17 protein-coding genes are annotated in these 18,171 nt (G+C 54.9%); 5 read left to right on the forward strand and 12 right to left on the reverse strand.

Going from position 1 to position 18,171, the window contains the following annotated elements:
* Positions 1 to 79: 79 nt before the first annotated feature.
* From WCA10_RS10125 to WCA10_RS10135, 3 genes are all read left to right on the forward strand, one after another.
* A complete protein-coding gene (locus WCA10_RS10125) occupies positions 80 to 2,368 on the forward strand; it encodes an RHS repeat-associated core domain-containing protein (protein ID WP_472822393.1) in 2,289 nt (762 codons plus the stop codon).
* Positions 2,369 to 2,375: 7 nt separating this feature from the next.
* The gene (locus WCA10_RS10130; RefSeq protein WP_472822394.1) at positions 2,376 to 3,056 is read left to right on the forward strand and encodes a hypothetical protein; all 681 of its coding nucleotides are present in this window, start codon (positions 2,376 to 2,378) and stop codon (positions 3,054 to 3,056) included.
* Positions 3,057 to 3,122: 66 nt separating this feature from the next.
* Positions 3,123 to 3,983 (forward strand): hypothetical protein, encoded by an 861-nt coding sequence (locus WCA10_RS10135; RefSeq protein WP_472822395.1) that lies wholly within the window; start codon positions 3,123 to 3,125, stop codon positions 3,981 to 3,983.
* Between the two features lie 500 nt (positions 3,984 to 4,483).
* Here WCA10_RS10135 and WCA10_RS10140 read toward each other — a convergent pair whose 3' ends face one another.
* From WCA10_RS10140 to WCA10_RS10180, 9 genes are all read right to left on the reverse strand, one after another.
* The gene (locus tag WCA10_RS10140) at positions 4,484 to 6,052 is read right to left on the reverse strand and encodes a vWA domain-containing protein (protein WP_472822396.1); all 1,569 of its coding nucleotides are present in this window, start codon (positions 6,050 to 6,052) and stop codon (positions 4,484 to 4,486) included.
* A gap of 71 nt (positions 6,053 to 6,123) precedes the next feature.
* Entirely contained in the window at positions 6,124 to 6,375 is a 252-nt protein-coding gene (locus WCA10_RS10145) for a hypothetical protein (protein ID WP_472822397.1), read from the reverse strand.
* A gap of 47 nt (positions 6,376 to 6,422) precedes the next feature.
* Entirely contained in the window at positions 6,423 to 6,644 is a 222-nt protein-coding gene (locus WCA10_RS10150; protein WP_472822398.1) for a hypothetical protein, read from the reverse strand.
* Positions 6,641 to 7,753, reverse strand: a complete 1,113-nt coding sequence (locus WCA10_RS10155; protein ID WP_472822399.1) for a tyrosine-type recombinase/integrase — start codon at positions 7,751 to 7,753, stop codon at positions 6,641 to 6,643. Before WCA10_RS10155 ends, WCA10_RS10150 begins: the two co-directional genes overlap by 4 nt.
* A 1-nt stretch (position 7,754) precedes the next feature.
* Complete coding sequence (locus tag WCA10_RS10160; RefSeq protein WP_472822400.1) at positions 7,755 to 8,042, reverse strand: hypothetical protein; 288 nt, start codon at positions 8,040 to 8,042, stop codon at positions 7,755 to 7,757.
* A 46-nt stretch (positions 8,043 to 8,088) separates the two neighbouring features.
* Complete coding sequence (locus WCA10_RS10165) at positions 8,089 to 8,502, reverse strand: zinc ribbon domain-containing protein (RefSeq protein WP_472822401.1); 414 nt, start codon at positions 8,500 to 8,502, stop codon at positions 8,089 to 8,091.
* Positions 8,499 to 9,278 (reverse strand): replication-relaxation family protein, encoded by a 780-nt coding sequence (locus tag WCA10_RS10170; protein WP_472822402.1) that lies wholly within the window; start codon positions 9,276 to 9,278, stop codon positions 8,499 to 8,501. The genes WCA10_RS10165 and WCA10_RS10170 overlap by 4 nt, the downstream gene beginning before the upstream one ends.
* Complete coding sequence (locus tag WCA10_RS10175) at positions 9,265 to 10,641, reverse strand: type IV secretory system conjugative DNA transfer family protein (RefSeq protein WP_472822403.1); 1,377 nt, start codon at positions 10,639 to 10,641, stop codon at positions 9,265 to 9,267. The genes WCA10_RS10170 and WCA10_RS10175 overlap by 14 nt, the downstream gene beginning before the upstream one ends.
* Positions 10,642 to 10,768: 127 nt before the next feature.
* Complete coding sequence (locus WCA10_RS10180; protein WP_472822404.1) at positions 10,769 to 11,524, reverse strand: DNA adenine methylase; 756 nt, start codon at positions 11,522 to 11,524, stop codon at positions 10,769 to 10,771.
* Between the two features lie 177 nt (positions 11,525 to 11,701).
* Here WCA10_RS10180 and WCA10_RS10185 point away from each other — a divergent pair, with 177 nt between their 5' ends.
* Both WCA10_RS10185 and WCA10_RS10190 read left to right on the forward strand, forming a co-directional pair.
* Entirely contained in the window at positions 11,702 to 11,863 is a 162-nt protein-coding gene (locus tag WCA10_RS10185; RefSeq protein WP_472822405.1) for a hypothetical protein, read from the forward strand.
* Positions 11,864 to 11,933: 70 nt separating this feature from the next.
* Positions 11,934 to 13,448, forward strand: coding sequence for a recombinase family protein (locus WCA10_RS10190; RefSeq protein WP_472822506.1), 1,515 nt, complete (start codon positions 11,934 to 11,936; stop codon positions 13,446 to 13,448).
* Here WCA10_RS10190 and WCA10_RS10195 read toward each other — a convergent pair.
* From WCA10_RS10195 to WCA10_RS10205, 3 genes are all read right to left on the reverse strand, one after another.
* On the reverse strand, positions 13,435 to 13,797 hold the full coding sequence (locus WCA10_RS10195) for a hypothetical protein (RefSeq protein ID WP_472822406.1): 363 nt from the start codon (positions 13,795 to 13,797) through the stop codon (positions 13,435 to 13,437). The two genes, WCA10_RS10190 and WCA10_RS10195, sit on opposite strands and share 14 nt — an antisense overlap.
* 203 nt (positions 13,798 to 14,000) lie before the next feature.
* Entirely contained in the window at positions 14,001 to 17,171 is a 3,171-nt protein-coding gene (locus tag WCA10_RS10200) for a DEAD/DEAH box helicase (RefSeq protein ID WP_472822407.1), read from the reverse strand.
* A gap of 150 nt (positions 17,172 to 17,321) precedes the next feature.
* Positions 17,322 to 17,573 (reverse strand): hypothetical protein, encoded by a 252-nt coding sequence (locus WCA10_RS10205; protein WP_472822408.1) that lies wholly within the window; start codon positions 17,571 to 17,573, stop codon positions 17,322 to 17,324.
* Positions 17,574 to 18,171 lie beyond the last annotated feature (598 nt).

Raw genomic sequence — 18,171 nt, forward strand, 5'->3', positions numbered from 1 at the left:
CTCCATGATCAGAATCAGAGACTATTTCTGTCCGAGCTTCACCATTTTTCGATGCTAAGATTGCCTGTCGGACTCGAGCATGAATGAGAACTGCGACAACAACGAGCCTAGAAATCGAACTAAATACCAGTACGACGCACGCAAGCGGCTCATCGAAACTGACTATCCAGACAGCACGACGAAAACCAACACCTATGACGGCCCTGGCAACCTGATCTCGGTGACCGACCAGAACGGCAACGTGGTCGAATACGCCTACGACGCAGCTAATCAGCTTCAATCCGTCACCCAGACCAACAGCCCCAACGCGCCGAACAACGTTACGTCCTACGGATACAACGTGCTCGGCGATGTCACGGGGCTGACGGACGCCAATAGTCACCTGACCGAAAACGCCTTCGATCTGCTCTCGCAGCCGATCTCGAAGACCCTGCCCGATGGATCGCACACCGAGACGCGTCAGTACGATACCGGCGGTAATCTCACCTCGCTGACACATTTCAACGGTAAAACCACGACGTACACGTATGACGCACTGAACCGGCTGCTCAGCCGGACACCGGACACGACAACCGGCGAGCCCACGGTTAGCTTTACGTACACGGCCACCGGCAAGTGGGCATCGATGGCCGATGCCAGCGGCACCACCAACTACAACTACGACAGCATGGATCGTCTGATTACGAAGGCCACGCCGGAAGGTACTCTAAACTACACCTACGACGCGGCAGGGTACCTTGCCTCCGTGAATTCCTCGCACACCAACGGCGTTTCGATGTCCTACACCTACGACAGCCTCAACCGGCTGAGCACTGTCGTGGACGCCCGCCTTGCCGGCAACCAGACGACGACCTACGCATACGACACCGCCAGCAACGTTGCTTCGGTCACATATCCGAACGGAGTGCAGTATGGCTTCAACTACGATGAGCTGAACCGGCTGAAACAGATTGCCACTTCGCAGACTGGGTATCTCTACACCTTCGACTCAGTTGGAAATCGCAAGACCTCAACGGAGCTGAACGGTCGAGCAGTGAACTGGAGCTTCGACGGCATCTACCGGCTCACCGGGGAAACCATAACTGGCGTACCGGGCAATGAGAACGGTACGGCCAGCTACGTACCTGATCCGGTGGGCAACCGGGCCTCGGCCACATCATCGATCCAAGGCTTGACGCCGACCGGCGGCACGTTCAATGCTGACGATGAGCTAGCGGGCGAGAGCTACGACTCGGATGGAAACGTGACTGCGACCGGCGCCAAGACCTTTGCATACGACACTGAAAACCATTTGATGTCGATGAATGGCGGATCGGTGACCTTCATTTATGATGGTGATGGCAATCGTGTGGCGAAGACCGTGAATGGGGTGACAACCCGCTACCTCGTCGATGATCTAAACCCGACTGGCTACGCTCAGGTTGTTGAAGAGCTGTCAGGTGGCGGAGCAGTTCAGCGCGAATACATATATGGCCTGCAGCGTATCAGCCAGAATCAAGTCGTTTCGAACACCTGGACTCCGAGCTTCTACGGATATGACGGCTTCGGAACCGTGCGCCAATTGACGAGTTCGGCTGGCGCGATCACCGACAGCTACGATTACGACGCCTTTGGTAACAAGATCAACTCAACAGGTACGACACCAAACAACTACATGTATCGGGGTGAGGCCTACGACAGCGATCTTGGGCTGTACTACCTGAGAGCTCGCTACATGAATCCGCTCACTGGAAGGTTCGTAAGCCGTGATCCAGAAAACGGCGTAGTTACCGATCCGAAAACACTGCACAAGTACAACTATGCCGGTGGCGACCCGGTCAATGCGATAGACCCGACTGGACGCGCTGAAATTGCGGAAACTATCGAAATTGATGCACATCAGGTCGCCAAAGATGTTGCGATCGTAATTCCGGTTGCTCTCGCAATTGAATGCTCATACGAGTTGCTTAGCGGCAAAACTCAGGTATGGGTTGCTTTGGGCCTTGTCCAACAGGCGAGCCCGGACAATGTGGAACAGACTGGACCTTGCACAATAAAGAAGAAGACCCGCAATGGTTGCGAGCCCGGCGAAGACAAGCACCACATGTTGCCGCAACAATTCAGAGGTTGGTTTGAGAAGTGCGAAATTCCGGATATTGATGCTCCAGAATATACGCGGTGCGTCCCACAGCAATGCCATACCGGTTCAGGCGGACTTCATTCCAATCAAAATGGCCCCGGGACCAGCTGGAACGGACGATGGAGCACATTTACCGGCGGAGGCGCAGGTGAATGTCCAGCAGGGGGGACCCAGGCGATCGACGGTTTCATGAATCAGTTGGCACAGGAATTCGCGCAACAACTCGAATGCATCGGGGAATCGGAATGAAGAATACATGATGCCGTTTTTCAACCTGACGTATCCACACTCCCAAGGACTCCTGGCTGACAACAATAAAAGTCAGGGCGAGCGAGAGAGAATTCCATGCCCTATCACGACGAAGCATTGGGATGGTCACCGCAGAATCAGCCCGCTCTACCTGGAAGTGAAACATAATCGCAGGGACGAGTTGATGATCTGGGGGGCCGGCCTCGGTATTCATGAGCAGATTCTAGGTGAATTCAAGAAGGAGGGGTTCACGGGATACCGAGTCGCACCCGCGTCCGTGCGCTTTCGCGACGGGTCGATTTCGACGGAGTACCAAGAACTCATCGTCACCGGGTGGGCCGGAATGGCTTCACCGGAATCTGGTCTGCGACTAACGATGAGTTGCCCAGCTTGCCATTACAAGGAATACAGCCCCATCACGAACTATGACAAAGTGATCGATTGGAACCAATGGACGGGGGATGACTTCTTTGTCGTTCATCCAATTGAGTGGTATAAGCTCTGCACGGAGCGGGTGGCACAGTGGCTTCTTGCTCGAAAGGTGAAAACCTTTCGTTTAGAAGAGGGGTTTGCGGAGCGGGCTCGGGATTCGCTTGTTTCGAAGTTTGGCTTTTCTTCAGGGCGCCTCACCAATTATCTCCCAGAAGATCTAGCGATCAAGTATGGCAAACCCCTCGGCCTTGAATAGAGCCAAATCAAAAACATCAAGCTTCCTGTTATGCACTAATGGCGATGGCCTGGAGTAAAACGAGAAATGCGGAAAATGGAAATCAAGCGGTTGAAACAAGAGGCAAGTCAGCTTCCCGCAGAGCAAAGACGCGGCGCAATTTCCGACCTTCTATCCGCAGCACAAAATCGTGATGACCGCGACGAGGCTCTTCTTGCTTGTATCGATTTATGCCATGATCGCTCAATCATCAAGGATGCGCTCACGCCGCATTCGCAAACGATTCTCGCGTTCTGGTCTGAGTATGTTCACACCGTACTTCCTTTGCAAAAAGATCCTCATAAGTTGGACTGGATCATCCCGGAGAACGGCTATTCTTCTGTGCGGCGCAGCGGCGGAATCTTGCTCGATCTAATGGGGTATCTTCCCATGGATCTCGCGGAGAACTCGCTACGAGAGGTCCTTTCGCTCACTGACCCGCACCTGAAGATGTTTGCCGCGTTGTCCATGCTAAGAAATCTGAAGCACGTCGAACCTACTGATCTAGACGCCATTGGTGCCAGTCACGAAACCCGATTGCTGTTCTGGGAGCAGTTGGAGACTCTTGAAATGCAATCCCTCATGCCCTCACTTTGGGCAATGCCACAGATGCTGGCCGCTTCTGATCTGTCCAGGTGGGCCGGCTCACCGTTCGAGCTAAGCGTTCCGCCCGAAGAGATCGAATGGATGGCAACATTCCCGGTCAACATCGACGCAAAGGAGGAAGAAATCTACCTCTTTCGGTTCCGCGAGTTTCCGAAGCCGTGGGAGCCGGACGAGGGCTGGTTTGCCGGAATCGCCGGACCATATCGCGGCGGAAAGCCACTCCGCGCACCATGGAGCCGCTTTGAGAGCTGGAATTCAAAATCTCCCAAAGAACATTTCCTCGTATTGATTGGGGCTTCCTGAGGAGGCTGGCGTCGATGAACAACGGCTGGGTGCACCAGGTCACTCCTGTGAGACTCGGATTCACCTACGATGCAAGGTCTGCATCTATGATAGTTTCCGCAACTTGTGCAATCGACGAAGTGTCGCCTACGGCGTCGGCAGGAGGGCGACACGTCACCCCGTTTCGGCTGCTGCGCAGTAACCTGCGGTTACCGCGCGCGAACCATCAGAAAACAAGCGGCTAATAGAAAAAAGTCGAGAATGCGGTTACCCTAGAGGCGAGCGCACGTTGCTGAAGGGGAACCTGATGAGCATCAACCCCTTAGCCCGCGACCGCTGGCGTTGCTCCCCCGGCTGCCTGGCAGTCTGCAACGCATGGGCCTTGCACGGCCCAAATCCCCATCCCAATCCCATCGGCGGTGACGAGTGAAGCCGCCCTTACGCACAAAATCAATCGGCACCAAAGTGAGCGAGGCGGAGTTCGCGCTGCTGGAGGAGCGTGCGCGTGGCGCGGGGCTGGTTCAGGGCTGAAGCGACAGCTCCCGCAACACGGAGTAATCCTTGAGATCGGCCTTCTCGCCACGAAAATAGTTCTCCCAGAATATCCGCAAACTTTGCCAATATGCTGCGGTTCGTGTCGCCCCATCGGCACCCATTACGTAGACCTTGACGTTCTTCAGATACGCAATCGGTTCACATCGGACTCTAATCAATGATCGTCGCAGGGCATTCGATGAAAACTCCAGATTCAATTCATTGGTGTTCTGCCGCATGTCCGAAAATATGACAAGCGTTCTCGCGCCAACGCTTGGTTCCTGCGCAAGAATCTGACCCGCCAACCTTAAAGCCCCGAAAACATCGGTGTGTCGAAAATCAGAATTGAGCTGAGCGCTCCGACCCTTCCATGCCTTGACCAATTGTCCTCTGGCGGCGTCAAGTCGCTCCCCGAAGTAGCCAGGCTCAGCGGAAGTCCGCGCCGACAACAATATATCTGGTTGCGAGAAGCTGTGGTCGGTAATGCCGATGATGGTGATCCGGGAACCGGCGGGGACCTTTGAGAGAACCCGCGACACCCCGTCAACGTTCTTTTGAAATTCACTCCTGCCGTCCGGACCCTTAACTGCGACGGATTGGGTGAGGTCGATCGCAATGACAAGGTCCAAGTGATCCTGGGCGTCAGCATGGCCAACCTGGCAAAGGGAGACAGCAACAAGGAGAATCAGAAGCTTCGTGATCGCACTGCGGACAGCATTCGAAAGCATCGCTCGATAGAAATCGCGCCAGAAGCGCGCGGCGAAGATTCCGGGTTCATTGTGAAGATCCACGACTGTCCGTATGATCAGAGTTTTCCGCCCGCGGATTTGCCGCAGCTCACCCCGGAGGGCTTTCCAATCTTCTGAGGGGTTGGGTGCGGACCGCCGCGCTTCGAGGAGCGCGAGCCCGGCGCCAACCTCCATGCTGAAGGCGACGAGCAGCATTGCGGCCTCGAGCAGACGTGTCGACCGGTCGTAGAAGTCGTTATCCTGCGCTTGGGTGGGCTGGGAATCGTCGATCACAACCGCCTGTTCCTGGCTCTGCCGAAGTTGTTGCTCGAACAAGTTGCCGCGAACGGCGGCAAGAAGCATCAGCCCGGTGACGGCCGCTGCCGTGGCAATCGCAGTCAGGACCTTCACCAGAATGGCATTATTCTCGAGCAGCTTCTCGACGAGGAACGGCGTGAGGACTGCGATCCCGACCGTGAATGGCCAACTCATCACGCCGAGCTGGAACGGCGCAAGAGTGAGAACCGTGAATGCGAAGCCGGAAAGCGTAAGGATCGCCGTAAGCGCCCAGCAGTAAATTGCCCTGCGGCGAAGCCGGCGCAGGTCTCCCGAGGGCGGGGCGTGATTGAGCAGGGTTCCGATGCGGTGCTCTTCCTCGCAAAGCTGGTTGTGTTCTTCCTTAAGGGCCACAATGGCGCCCTGATTTGAGAGCTCGATATGCTTTTGTTGGTAGTCGCAGATGCGCTCGGCATTCGCGACAAGGTTGTCGACGCCGCCCGCACCGAGCTGATGGGCTACCGCCTCGGGTTCCACTTCGTGATTCACCATAATTGCCTCCGGGTATGAAATTTGACTAACAAAAAGGAGCCGGCATGGTGCGGGCTCCTATGGTTGAGGGGTTAGTCGGACTCGAGAACCTTGCGCGCCTGCTGTAATTTGGCGAGCTCGCGTTCTTCCTTCGTGATCGCTTCGCGCATCTCGGTGACCTTCTCTTCTTGTTTCGTGATCTGCTCGAGAACAACTTCGACGGGGGTCTTCTTGATCCAGGGCTTGCGGCCCGTGGATGTTCCGGTTGTTGTTGATTGCGGTGGCGCCGCAGGTGTCGGCTTCGCCGCTACTGGCGAGGACGTAGCTTTCCTTGGTGTCGTCATAACGTCTCCTTGTTCTGGTTTGGTTGTGAAAGAGCTGAGATCGCCTGCTATGGAAGCAGGAGCAATAGACTGCGCAGAGTTGCGATCCTTTGTTCGAGCCCATCGAGTCCGCCCAGGGCGGCACGATGGGCTTCCGCGTCGAGATCGGTTGTGACTGTTGAGAGCTGGGACAGAATGTTCGCGTTGATTGTTTTGGCCCGTTCGAGGACGCAGAGCCGCAGCACTTCGTCCAGGTCACGCGGGCGTGATGGGGCGTTCGGTTTGGTCATTGGGTTGATCCTCCTGTTCCGGTTGCCTTACGTTCTTGGTTGTTGGCTGAAGAAGTTTCAAGTTGGTGTGCCTCGAGAGAGCGCACTTTCTCCACGTGCCACGTATCGAGCCGGTGGATTGCATCGCGGAGGGTGGGCAATTCAATGTGGGTGTAAATCGATTGCACATCGCCGCCACGGCTGTGACCCATGAGCTCTTTTCGAACGTCGGCGATGATGCCAAGATCGCCGAGGCGCGAATTGAACGTGTGGCGCAGGTCGTGAAATCGGTAGTGGGGAAGGCCCGCACGCCGGAGCGCGCCTGCCCACCCGGTTTTGATCCGGCGAATTGAATGGCCTTCAAAGGTGAAGATCACCCCGATGGGTTTCCGCAGCCCCGCAAGTAACTCGAGCACGCGGCTGGTCATGGGGACGAGGCGATGCTCGCCTTCGGCGGTTTTCGAGTGCGACACGGAAATGACCTTGCGGTCAAAGTCCACGTCCTCGAAGGTCTGGTTCAAGAGCTCGCCCCGGCGCATGCCGGTGTCGAGCGCAGTGATGACAATGGGCCGGAGATGATCGGAACACGCGGCGAGCAGTTTCAGCTCGTCGGCTACCGGCATCACCGGACGGCGTTTCCCGCGTTCCCGCACCATGCGGATGCGGGCGATGGGGTTTGTGGGAATGAAGCCTTCGTCCGCTGCCCAAAATAGCAAATGACGAATAACCTCGATATCCCGATTGAGCGTTGTTTGCGATAACGGCTTAGGGTCTTCTGCATCCTGGCGGCGCAGGTAGTCGGATTGACGTTGCTTGCGGTAGCGCAGAATATCATTTTTCGTGATCCGTCCGATGGGCATCTCGGCGAGGTACGGCAAGAACTGCTTGGCGCGCTCCCGGTGATAGGCTTTAACGTCCCCTTCCGCGAGGAACCTGGCATAGAGTTCGGCCATGGCCATCTCGGGTTTGAAGTTTGGGAGTTGGAAGCGCATGGTGTGCAATTCATCGCGCCACTTCTGCTCCAGGGTTTCAGCCTGGCGGCGATTTGAGGTCTCAAGCGAGCGCATGTGGCGAACGCCGTCAATCCAGATGGCCGACCAATACACATGGCCACGCTTGTAGAGACTCATTTCACTTACCTCCTTTCTGTTGCCGGAGAATCCAGGCAACGACCTGATTGCGATAGAAGATGAGCTTGCCTGCAGGGCCGGAGCGGAAGCAGGGTAAGCCCTGGGGCAGATGGCGTTGCCGGACGGTCCATGCCGAGCAGCCAATCAGCCGAGCGACCTCGCGGATCGTGAGCGGTACGCCTAGCGGGCTGCCGTCGGTGTGATCGATCGGCAAAGCGTTGACATCCTGGTACTGCGGGCAATGCTGCGGGTAGCTCTGCCCTAAGCCGGAAGCGGAAAAGGGGCGCATTTCAAACGATTTCGCGTTCGCGACCAAACCCGACCTGCGTCTCTCCTCATCTGTCGCCATCGTCCCTCCTTTTGCGCTTCACGAAATTGCGCAGAATATCCTGGAGCCAGTCCGGCAACTTGGACCAGACGAGCCATAGGGCAATGAGGAGCAGGGCAAAGGCGACCAGACCCTGCTGGAACTCGGTCGTCTTTGCGACAGCAACGAGGAACGAGAGAGTGACATAGAAGAGGAAAAGTCCGAGACCGAGCCGGATGAGGATGGCAAGGAGCTTCCACATGGCGGGCACCTTTGGTTGTGGCGTGGAGAGTTCGCGGCTCCCGCATTGGGAACACACATCGGCGCTGCGGGGGTTTGCGTGGTGGCGCGGGCAAAGTTTCACGTCGTAGCTGCGGCCGCAGTAGTTGCAGTAGAGGGGTTCGCCCGGTGTGATGTGTCCGCAGTTGTAGCAGTAGTTCATGGCTTGGGCTCAAAGATTGATTCAGGTTGATTGCTGTTGGGCTTCGTCCAAATTGGGCCGAAGAATTCTGTGCGTGCGTCGTCGAGAGTAGCGAACCGGAAGATCTTTTCGGTAACAGCCGATACGGCTTTGCGAATCGATTCAAGGCGTCGTTCCGAATTCACAAGGACGAGAGCGCGAAAGCGATCCTGGCCGAAGACTCGATGGAAGGCACCCGAGAGAGCCAGCTGGAGGTACTGGCGTGTCTTCTCCCGCCAGACGGCGAGGCTTTCGGTGCCGAGATCGACTTCTAGAAATGCCGCGAAGATTCCCGCAGGCGTAATAAATTCCATGTACCCATCCGGGATCAGTCGCAGCTCCGGAACAATAGTTTCGTGAAACGCCAGCCACCGATGGAACGTCACCCCTTGGCCCGGCATCTTCCCGAATTTGACCGTGCAGTAGATCGAATTTACCGCCAACTGGTGTTCCACAAATGCGTCTGCAACGAGCATTGCGCCTTGCGACCGGCGAGGACCGCGCGCAGGAGCGTCTGCAACGAGAGAACCTTTTTCTGAGAGCGCATAGAGTGCCTTTCGCCCTCCTCCGGATCCCAGGAAGAACCGCCGGACAAGTCCTGCGCGGGTCAACTTGAGGAGCCTCGTATTCGCGCGCGTCGTCGATCCGAACCCGGCAACGATCTTTGCTTGTTCGCGGTCAACGACCCGTAGCAGGGAAAGCTCCTTCAGGAATTGCCGGTCTCTTAGCTGCACGATCATGCGATTAGTCCCATCCATGAAGAACCTCATCTGTGGTTTGGTGGACTCGCGCATGACGATCCTTAATCTCGCGCTCGACATGCGCACGGGGGCGTGCGCTTTGTATCTGCACGCGCTTCAGGAGGTCGGCATAGCTGGCTTTCGGCTCCTGTACGGTATAGGCCGCAACTTCCATCCAGCGTTCCGCGCCGGATTTGAGGACAAAATGCCGCTGAGGGAGATTCTTGAGCCGCTCGGTCAGTGCCTTGCCGCCATCGAGCGCCTCCGAAACATTACCCGCGTCGGTGGCTGAGAGCTGGAAGAAGGCGTGTGTGCCGACCGAAAGAATGGCCGCACGCATCGCTGCCGGATATTGATCAAGGAACTGGTTTGCAGAAACGACCGAGACGCCGAACTTGCGGGCTTCGGAAAGCACCGTTTCGATCCCGCTATCGACGGCCACGAGATTCTGGATTTCGTCGGCGTAGATGGTAAAGAGCGATTTGCGCTCGCGCGTGAAAAGCGCATTCTTCACGACCGTGAAGAGGAGGCTTGCTAGGGTGAGCGCTTGTTCGCCGAGCCGGCCTTTATCGAGGTCGGCGATGACCCAATATCCCCGGTCCATCGCTTCCCTCATCGAAAAAGTGGAATTCTTCTGACCCACGATGTGGCGGAAGTTTGGGTCGGCGGTAAAGGCCGAAGTCTTGTTCAAAATCGGCTCGCGCATGACGGCGCGCATCGCTTCACTGGCCTGCCCGTAGCGCAGTTCGAAGTATTGGCGAACTTCTGCGTTCTCGACATTCTTCAGGCACGCCGCTCGGAAGCCGCTGTGGGTGAGCAATGGCGCGAGCTCGAGAAGCGTCATACTGTTCGCGGCGAGCACGAAAAGCGCGTTGCGTAGAAGCTCATCGGTGCGCGCTCCGAAGTGGTCGAGCCCCCAGCGCTGTTTGAGGATCGCGGCAAACTCCGCGATGGGGACGAAGTCCGGTGTTGCCTGCTCGAGTGGGTTGAAGCCTACCGAGACTTCACGATCCGACGGCGCAATCAGCACGACACGGTCGCTCAGGTGACGCTGAAGCCTGCGTTCCTCTTCGGCGATGGACTTCAAAAGGAACGGCGTCGTATCGCCATGGAGATCGAACCAGAAGAATCCGCGACCGGCTGCGATATCACTTTGTCCCATGGAGCGCAGAAGCGAGCTCTTGCCCGTCCCGGTTTTGCCGAGCACGGCAATGTGCGTGGTGCGCCGCGCCGAACTCAACGTGGCAGCTCGCGCGGTGACCGCTTCGTCGGTCACCTGGAGCCCCAGCGAAAGTCCCGACGCCTCGGGCTTCGAGCGCTTCTTTCGGTCCCGCAGACGGTTCCAGATGGAACTCACGAGATGTTCGAGGAAGTTTGCCATTTCAAGTGGATTTTGTTCGATGGGGCGGTGATATCGGTAACAGCTTCGGGCGAGCGCGAGAGGGGCACACTGATTTCTAAGGGGTTAGGTCGCAGAAAATCTCTAAGAAAAATTCTTGACCGTAATCTCAGAAATTTGTGATCAGCACTTCGCGGAACCGCCTCCCGGCGACTTTCTGGGCGGTGTAAGCAAGCTCGATGCTCTTCACCTTGAATTTGCGAAAGATCTCGCGCACCTCGGGCGTGTCATTCAACGACAGCACGAACTTGCCACGCAGATGAGCCAGTAGCCCCGCCATTTTCACGAAGTCGTCGTGGGTCAGGTTGTAACGGTAAAGTTGCCGGGCATAGTACGGCGGGTCGAGGTAGAAAAGCGTCTGCGGTCGGTCGAACTTCTCTAGAATCTTCTCGTAAGGAAGGCACTCGATCTGCACGCGAGCTAGCCGCTTGTGGGTCTCTTCGATGAGCTGCGGAATGCGTTCCGGGTTGAACCCGGGCGGCTGCACTACGTGGCACTTATAGTTCAGGCGGAGCACCAGGCTCGCGTAGCTGTTCTTGAGAAGATACAGATGCCGGGCTGCGCGCTGAACATCCGTGAGTGTCGTGGGATCCGTCGCCTTCAGCAGCACGTGCCAAGTGCGGCTCACGACCATGAACTGCAGATAGCGAACCAGTTCCTCGAAATGCGCCTGGCATATACGGAAGAAGTTCACAATCTCGCCGTCGAGATCATTGATCACTTCAACCTGTGAGGGCTCCTTGTGGAAGAGCACCTGCGCACCGCCGGCAAACACTTCGACGTAGGTCGTATGTTTGGGAAAGGTGGCAATGATCTGATTCGCAATGGCGCGTTTGCCACCGATATAGCTGAGGGGCCCGATCATGTGCGCGTAGAGGTGGTATTTGAGCGGGAGTGAAAGCGCCCCGACTCGACCTTTAGGGATCGGAGCGTGACATCACCTTAACGCACACTCGCACCAAATTAAAAGGCGCGCTTTCCCCTGCCCGAGCGAGGGTTAGCGCACCTTGAGGGTGGCCCGTCCACCGAGTAACCTTCTCTGATGAGTGTTCAAGCGTGGCGAGGACTCTATCCGGGCCTTACCGAGGCGGAGTTGCTTATCGCATCTGAAAACATCGATGCTTATCTGGAAATCGCATGGGAAATCTTCGAGGATTTACCGGAGCGCAATGGCGCAGTTGACCGCGAACTGAATGAGCAATAAGATTTTGGAAAGGTCGAATCCCCAATAAAAAAACTAATCTACCAAGAATCTGAACGACTACTTTGGATACATTCGAGTTTCCACCACCAAGCAGGGCGAACGCAGCGTTTCGTTGCCGGAGCAGAAGAGTGCCATCGAGCGCTATGCCATCCGTTCGAATCTCACCATTGTTCGATGGTTTGAGGAGCAGCAAACAGCAGCCAAAAAAGGCCGGCCGATCTGGAATCAAATGCTCAAAGGCCTGCGCGGAGGTGAGGTGCGCGGCGTCATTATCCACAAGATCGATCGTAGTGCACGCAACCTTAAGGACTGGGCCGATCTCGGTGAACTGATCGACAGCGGAATCGAAGTACATTTTGCAAACGAGGCTCTCGATCTTCATTCGCGCGGCGGCAGACTATCGGCCGATATCCAGGCGGTCGTGGCGTCCGACTACATCCGCAACCTTCGGGAGGAGACTAAGAAGGGCATCTACGGCCGCTTGAAACAGGGCTTCTACCCGTTCCGTGCGCCGATTGGCTACCGTGATAACGGCGCGGCAAAGCCGAAAACCATAGATCCCGACAAGGGCCCTCTTGTAAAGAAAGCGTTCGATCTTTACGGCGCAGGTCAATGGAGCATCCCCACGCTCGTCGATGAACTCTATCAGCGAGGGCTCCGCAATCTCACGGGAGGACGAGTCACGATACCCGGGTTGCATACTATTCTGCGGAACCCGTTCTACACCGGGGTTATGCGCATACGGGCATCGGGACAAACCTACGAAGGGATCCATGAAGCGCTGATTACCCAAAATCTCTTTGACCGGGTGCAGGATATCCTTCACGGCCGTGTGGGTACACGCGTTAACGTCCATGATCTTCCATTCCGTCGTTTCATCACCTGTGTGTCCTGTGGGAATTCCCTGATTGGCGAAGTCCAAAAAGGAAACGTCTACTATCGGTGCCACACGAGAGCTTGCGCGAAGACAAGCGTCCGGGAAGATACAATCAATACTCTGCTCGTAGACAAACTCAGTGGACTCACATTCACGGATCGAGAGAAGGCGCAGTTCACTTCACGAATCGCCGAAATGAAGACCCTATGGATAGCCAATCGCGAACATGAGCTACAGGGGCTTAAACTTAAAATTGAACAGACAACAGAGCGTCTCAATCGGCTGACCGACGCGTACCTGGAAGGTGTTCTCGAGCGCGAAATGTTTGAAGAACGCAAAGCTGGAATCATCAAAGAGCGACGGGCGCTGCAGGACCGACGGGCCGATTATGAAGCGAACCGGGCGTCAGTGCCGGACGAGCTCAAGAGATTTGTCGAACTCGCGGGAAGCGCGAATTCCTTGTATCAAGCCGCGTCCATCGCGAAAAGAAGACGACTGCTCAGAACCCTCATGTCGAACTGCACGATCCAGCAGAAAAAGGTTGAGTTCACTTGGCAAATTCCGTTCCGCCAGATCGCAGATCGTGAAAAAGATACAGATGGTGCCCCATCTACAGAGATAGGTCGAACTTCTGCCCTACTCCTCGATCAGCTGTTCACCTTCTTTGCCGAGCGCCCCGAGATCGACTTCTCAATTATGGACGCTTGATCGGCGCTTCGGAAGACGCGTTTTTCCCCTTCTTCGCGAGGGGTCCACGCCCGCGTGAAGGTGCGGGCGTGGTTTCCTTCGGCTTATAGAACGTGATCTTGTTGAGCTTCGGAAATGCAGTATTCAACATTTCGATGATAAAGAGTGCAAAGCAGAAAAACATTACCATCCAGGGAGCCATCACGACGCCCCAGAGTGAGCCAGCATATTCCCAGATTCCCAAGTGATACGAAACCGGATCGTTAAACGAGAGAGGTTGAATGGCGACAATGGTGACGATCGTGGGGACAGCGAAACATGCAATGTCCGCGACCAGAAACCACTCGAGCGCCTTCAGGGCAAAATGCACCGGCTTGAATATCTTCGAGATCACGAAGAATGTGTAGGCAAGGATCTATAGCCCGACCAGAGGGAAAAGAGAGAAGGCATCTTTCTGCTCAGTAGCTGTTCCTCCGGTATAGGTGAAGTATGTTCCCATAAGAATGGGAAAAAACATCGCAATTGCAAGGAGGAGTGCGAATTTCTGTTCTATTCGACTGAAGAGGTTTTCCATTAAGGCTGATATGGGGGCAAAAGCGGAGTACTTAGAGGAGTGTCTGCAGGCTGATGGGAGAGATTATGAGCGAGCCTTCGGACTTCAGCTACTTTGCGCTCGCTATTCTGCAAAGCCTTCAATAGGACATCATCTGAAGCTTTCTCAATTGCATCAGCTGTCGCGCAGTTCGCCTTGAGGAGATTGAGGTAGTCACCTCTAGTGAGACGACTTGCCGTTACGGATGCTAGTTCGGCAATCGTTGACGGAACACCCACTTCGAGTCGTACCAAAAGCAACTTGCAACGCTTTGAGAGATTAAGTTCCGGATGTAGAATCTCGGCGATCCGTGCAACAATCGACAGCAAATCGCAAGTTCGAGCGGTCACTGAGCGAATTGGCCCGGCCGCACCATCAAGCGATCCACCGAACTGCGTCAAAATGGCTTCTATATTCGCGACCGGCATATCGGTAACCCATAAAAGGCATGCAACTGCCTTCTTCGCTCTTAGGGTGCTTTGCGATTTTTCTGTGACATTCCATTCGAGAGCGGACAGAACGCCAAACGGAACACCCTGATTTCGTAGTTCGTTTTTCCAAGTCTGTGGTTCCTTCTCTGTGCTTTTCCGATTCAGGGGGAACAAGAGTGAATCAACTTCGACAGTTAATTGTGTCAATGCGATCAGCGTAGGATCTGTCATCTCTGGAGCCGCTACTCCCCGGAGCGCTCCAATAATGCGTGTTATCGACTCAACCTCTACTCCACCCTGACCGGCCAACCACCCGAGTTCCGTAAGGCGGTAACCGCCAGCGTCATTCTTTTCAATCAGACCGTGCTGCTCAAGATTTTCGACAGCGTGCGTCAATCTGGCCTGATCCCAGCTCCAACCGCTACTAGCCTGTGCTTGTTGGAATGCGGCAAAACTTCCGTTCAAGAATTCGACCATTTCGATCAGAGTTAGACCCTGGTTCGCATATCGTTTAGCAGCAACCAAGACCCTGACGACGAGCGAACGGGGATCGGTGTCCCTAAAGAGGAAACGGGATTCCAAGTCTTCCGGTGAGCCTTGAATATATCGAGTCCAAAAATCATATTCGTCTCTGTAGTTAACCGCCAGAAGGAATGAAGTCCCTTTGTCGCTGAAGCCAAGTCGCCCTGCACGTCCAACGATGTTTTTATACTCCGCTACTGAATATGGCGTTGGCCCCGGATGTTCAAGGCCGACGATGACGACAGCCTCTGCAGGAGTATTCACGCCCATTGCGAGCGTCGTTGTGGCCGCTATGACACGAACCTTGCTGTTTGGAGCGCGGAAACTTTCTTCTACCGCTAGGCGTTCATCCCGGTAGAGATCGGAGATATGAAAGGCTACGCCACCGCTCAGAACTTTCCTCAGCGCCTGCGAGGCGGTTGACGGATCTCCTGCCGGTAGAGCGTCAAGCGCGTCAGTGGCAGGAGGGAGGCCGAGAGATTCCGCAAGATAGTTCGCGCAACCGCGAGCGTCTCCTTTAGTCTCACGAAAGACAATCACCTGTTTCTTCTCGCTCACGAGCTTCCTGACGAGCGGGATTACCCAATCCTGGCTGGAGCCCTTTCGATATTCACTCCTACTATAAGCATCAATTCTTTTCTCCGAACCGTCCCCAGCATCTACATAACGAAACGTACCATCCGCGAGCAAAAGACCCTCATCGAGTGGAACTGGTCGCTCAGTTCGGCGAAGCAGTCGGGCATCAAGCCATCGTTCAAGTCCATTGGTACTGCCGATCACCGCGGAAAGCGCTATCAATTGAGGTTCGATTCCTTCGCGCCGCCTCATTCTGAGTAAGGTCAATACGAATTCGAGGTTGACGCCGCGACTAACGTCAGCAATCATCTGCACCTCGTCAACCACGACAAGCCCTACCTGTTCCAGAAGGTATGGGCTGCCAAGAACGAGCGAAGCAAATTTCTCATATGTCATAAGGCAGATGTCATACTGACCGCGCATTAAGGCTGGGATATCGTCACTGATTTCACCTGTCGCACGAATCGTTCTAATGCCAAACGGATCATAGGTGCGAGTGAATGCTTGGTGCTTATCGTTCACCAGCGCCTTCAACGGTAAAAGAAAGAAGCTTCGCCTCCTCTCCAAAGCACCCTTAATTGCTGCGAGTTCCCCGACCATCGTTTTTCCTGATGATGTCGGCGCAGAGACAACGATATGGTCTCCGCGAAGTAAATTGAATTCATTGATTGCATCAAGCTGCAACTGATTCAGTGCTGGAATCGCTCCAGCCCATGCTTTCAGAATTCCATCCGGAAATCCGCACACTGCAAGGTTTGAAATATCTGCGCCGATCTTCTGGGTCTGGAGTTCTGGAAAGGCCTTCCGGTAGCTGTCGCCCGGCACAAACACGGGCCAACTCACATCCCCATCGACCTTGCCTCGTATCGTCGGATTCTGATTTCTGCCGAGCACTTTGACGGCGTCGATTACATGTTGACTGACATATTTGAGCAGATCATAGATATTGATTTTGCCGCCGACTCGAAGTTCCGTTGCTCCCTGAAATGCTTCTAAAAGATAAAAGGTGAGATAGCCATGACCCACCTTACTATTTTCCCAAGCGGGCTCGTTTGCTGCGGAAGCGGTAAGGACAAGTCGCTGATTGCCAGAAAGCTGATCAAGTACTGCATCTTCCGACGCAACATCTCTCGAGGCGAGATCCATTTGGACGGCCTTTGCTCCCATACCTCCCGAGAAGCAACAATCCAGGGCGAAAATCAGGCGACGAGATGGGATTTTACTGAACCAATCGCTAAGAACATCCAACGGGATACCGGTCGTAGGCAGATTATCAAGGTCCGTATCGTAGGCAACGAGTTCATGACTGGGTGAACCGTGGCCCGAAAATGCTATGAAGACTACGTCGTCCGGATCACATTGGGTAAGGGTGGTGAATTCGCTTTCTATTGCGGCACGCGTCGCCTGGGCATCGGTGAGGATCATGGACGACCCGCCCAGCGTATCTGTGAACAAAGCATGCAAAGCGGTCGCATCGCGAGAAGCGCAACCCAACCACTTGATTTTGGGTGAAGAGTAACGATCTATTCCAATGAAGAGCCCGTGAAATGCCATCATCAAACAATAGCGCTGCGCGGGAAAACTGTAAAACGCACGCTTTTCTTTCGGGTAAAGGTCGAACAAAACGTAATTCCGATGAACGAAAGACAGAAGGAGAATATCCGAGGATGAACCACTAAACGAGATGCCATGCGGTGACTTTGAGAATCCCAAATTGTTCTGACGACCAATTTCACCAACTGTTCATGCAGGGTGCTTTCGGGAGTCATTCTCCTACACTACAACCAGCTTGTTGTCCTTCCGAATCAATGTAAATGGTTCGCCTATCGCATCCCCTGACAAGATGTAGAGATCGCCAACGTATCCGGGCCCGGTCATGGGCGTGAAATCAAACTTCGCTCCATATACCATCTCAGCGAATTCTTCTGGAGTTTCATCGCCGGTAAGCCCCCACGATTCCTTGACGGCCGGGACTTCCATGATCTCCTTCCACTCTTCGACTGATAGCGTTCTTGGCGTGTTCATCGGATATCGATTGAACTTTACCATGTGATCGCAACGCGTCAAGTGCGCGCCATCTGCGGTGAGCAAGCTACACAGGTTACTTCTAATGCCTTGCCTTCCTGGATTTCCGTTGAGCAGTACTAATGAGAAAAATGATTGCGATGACGATCAACGCAATCCCGAGGTGCTGCCCTAAAGTCATCGAATTCCACAGAGAAGCGATGATCGTGGCAGCATGATGAGCAGGATCGCGATGCCCACGATCACGCCGAGATGCCGTGGAGCATCACTCGGCTTCACCGCGCATACCGTTACGCAGAGCGCTAGAATGATGATCGCATACAAGCAATCGCATCACGAGAAGCGCAACCCAACCGCGCGATTCTTGGGGAGGCGTAACGATCTATTCCGATGAAGAGCCCGCGAAATGCCATTTACCAAAACAATAGCTCTGCGCGGGGAAGGTGCAAAACTTGGCTCTTCTTTCAAAGGTCGAGGGCATCACTATGAAGGAACCATGGAAGAAGAGCAAACGGAAGTTGGTCCATACCTGACAGCGAGTTCAGTCTGTATCCACAGGGAATTCACAGGTCTTATTCGATTTGCACGTCTTTTCAGA

Origin of the sequence: Occallatibacter sp., assembly GCF_049582745.1 — a bacterium.
In the GTDB taxonomy this organism is placed as follows: Bacteria; Acidobacteriota; Terriglobia; order Terriglobales; family Acidobacteriaceae; genus Telmatobacter.

What these genes read in the sequence shown, in the direction of transcription:
- WCA10_RS10185 (WP_472822405.1), top strand. Translation starts at nt 11,702, where the DNA reads ATGAGTGTTCAAGCGTGGCGAGGACTCTATCCGGGCCTTACCGAGGCG.
- WCA10_RS10125 (WP_472822393.1), top strand. Translation starts at nt 80, where the DNA reads ATGAATGAGAACTGCGACAACAACGAGCCTAGAAATCGAACTAAATAC.
- WCA10_RS10130 (WP_472822394.1), top strand. Translation starts at nt 2,376, where the DNA reads ATGATGCCGTTTTTCAACCTGACGTATCCACACTCCCAAGGACTCCTG.
- WCA10_RS10135 (WP_472822395.1), top strand. Translation starts at nt 3,123, where the DNA reads ATGCGGAAAATGGAAATCAAGCGGTTGAAACAAGAGGCAAGTCAGCTT.
- WCA10_RS10165 (WP_472822401.1), bottom strand. Translation starts at nt 8,502, where the DNA reads ATGAACTACTGCTACAACTGCGGACACATCACACCGGGCGAACCCCTC.
- WCA10_RS10170 (WP_472822402.1), bottom strand. Translation starts at nt 9,278, where the DNA reads ATGGATGGGACTAATCGCATGATCGTGCAGCTAAGAGACCGGCAATTC.
- WCA10_RS10175 (WP_472822403.1), bottom strand. Translation starts at nt 10,641, where the DNA reads ATGGCAAACTTCCTCGAACATCTCGTGAGTTCCATCTGGAACCGTCTG.
- WCA10_RS10180 (WP_472822404.1), bottom strand. Translation starts at nt 11,524, where the DNA reads ATGATCGGGCCCCTCAGCTATATCGGTGGCAAACGCGCCATTGCGAAT.
- WCA10_RS10155 (WP_472822399.1), bottom strand. Translation starts at nt 7,753, where the DNA reads ATGAGTCTCTACAAGCGTGGCCATGTGTATTGGTCGGCCATCTGGATT.
- WCA10_RS10150 (WP_472822398.1), bottom strand. Translation starts at nt 6,644, where the DNA reads ATGACCAAACCGAACGCCCCATCACGCCCGCGTGACCTGGACGAAGTG.
- WCA10_RS10205 (WP_472822408.1), bottom strand. Translation starts at nt 17,573, where the DNA reads ATGAACACGCCAAGAACGCTATCAGTCGAAGAGTGGAAGGAGATCATG.
- WCA10_RS10140 (WP_472822396.1), bottom strand. Translation starts at nt 6,052, where the DNA reads ATGGTGAATCACGAAGTGGAACCCGAGGCGGTAGCCCATCAGCTCGGT.
- WCA10_RS10145 (WP_472822397.1), bottom strand. Translation starts at nt 6,375, where the DNA reads ATGACGACACCAAGGAAAGCTACGTCCTCGCCAGTAGCGGCGAAGCCG.
- WCA10_RS10160 (WP_472822400.1), bottom strand. Translation starts at nt 8,042, where the DNA reads ATGCGCCCCTTTTCCGCTTCCGGCTTAGGGCAGAGCTACCCGCAGCAT.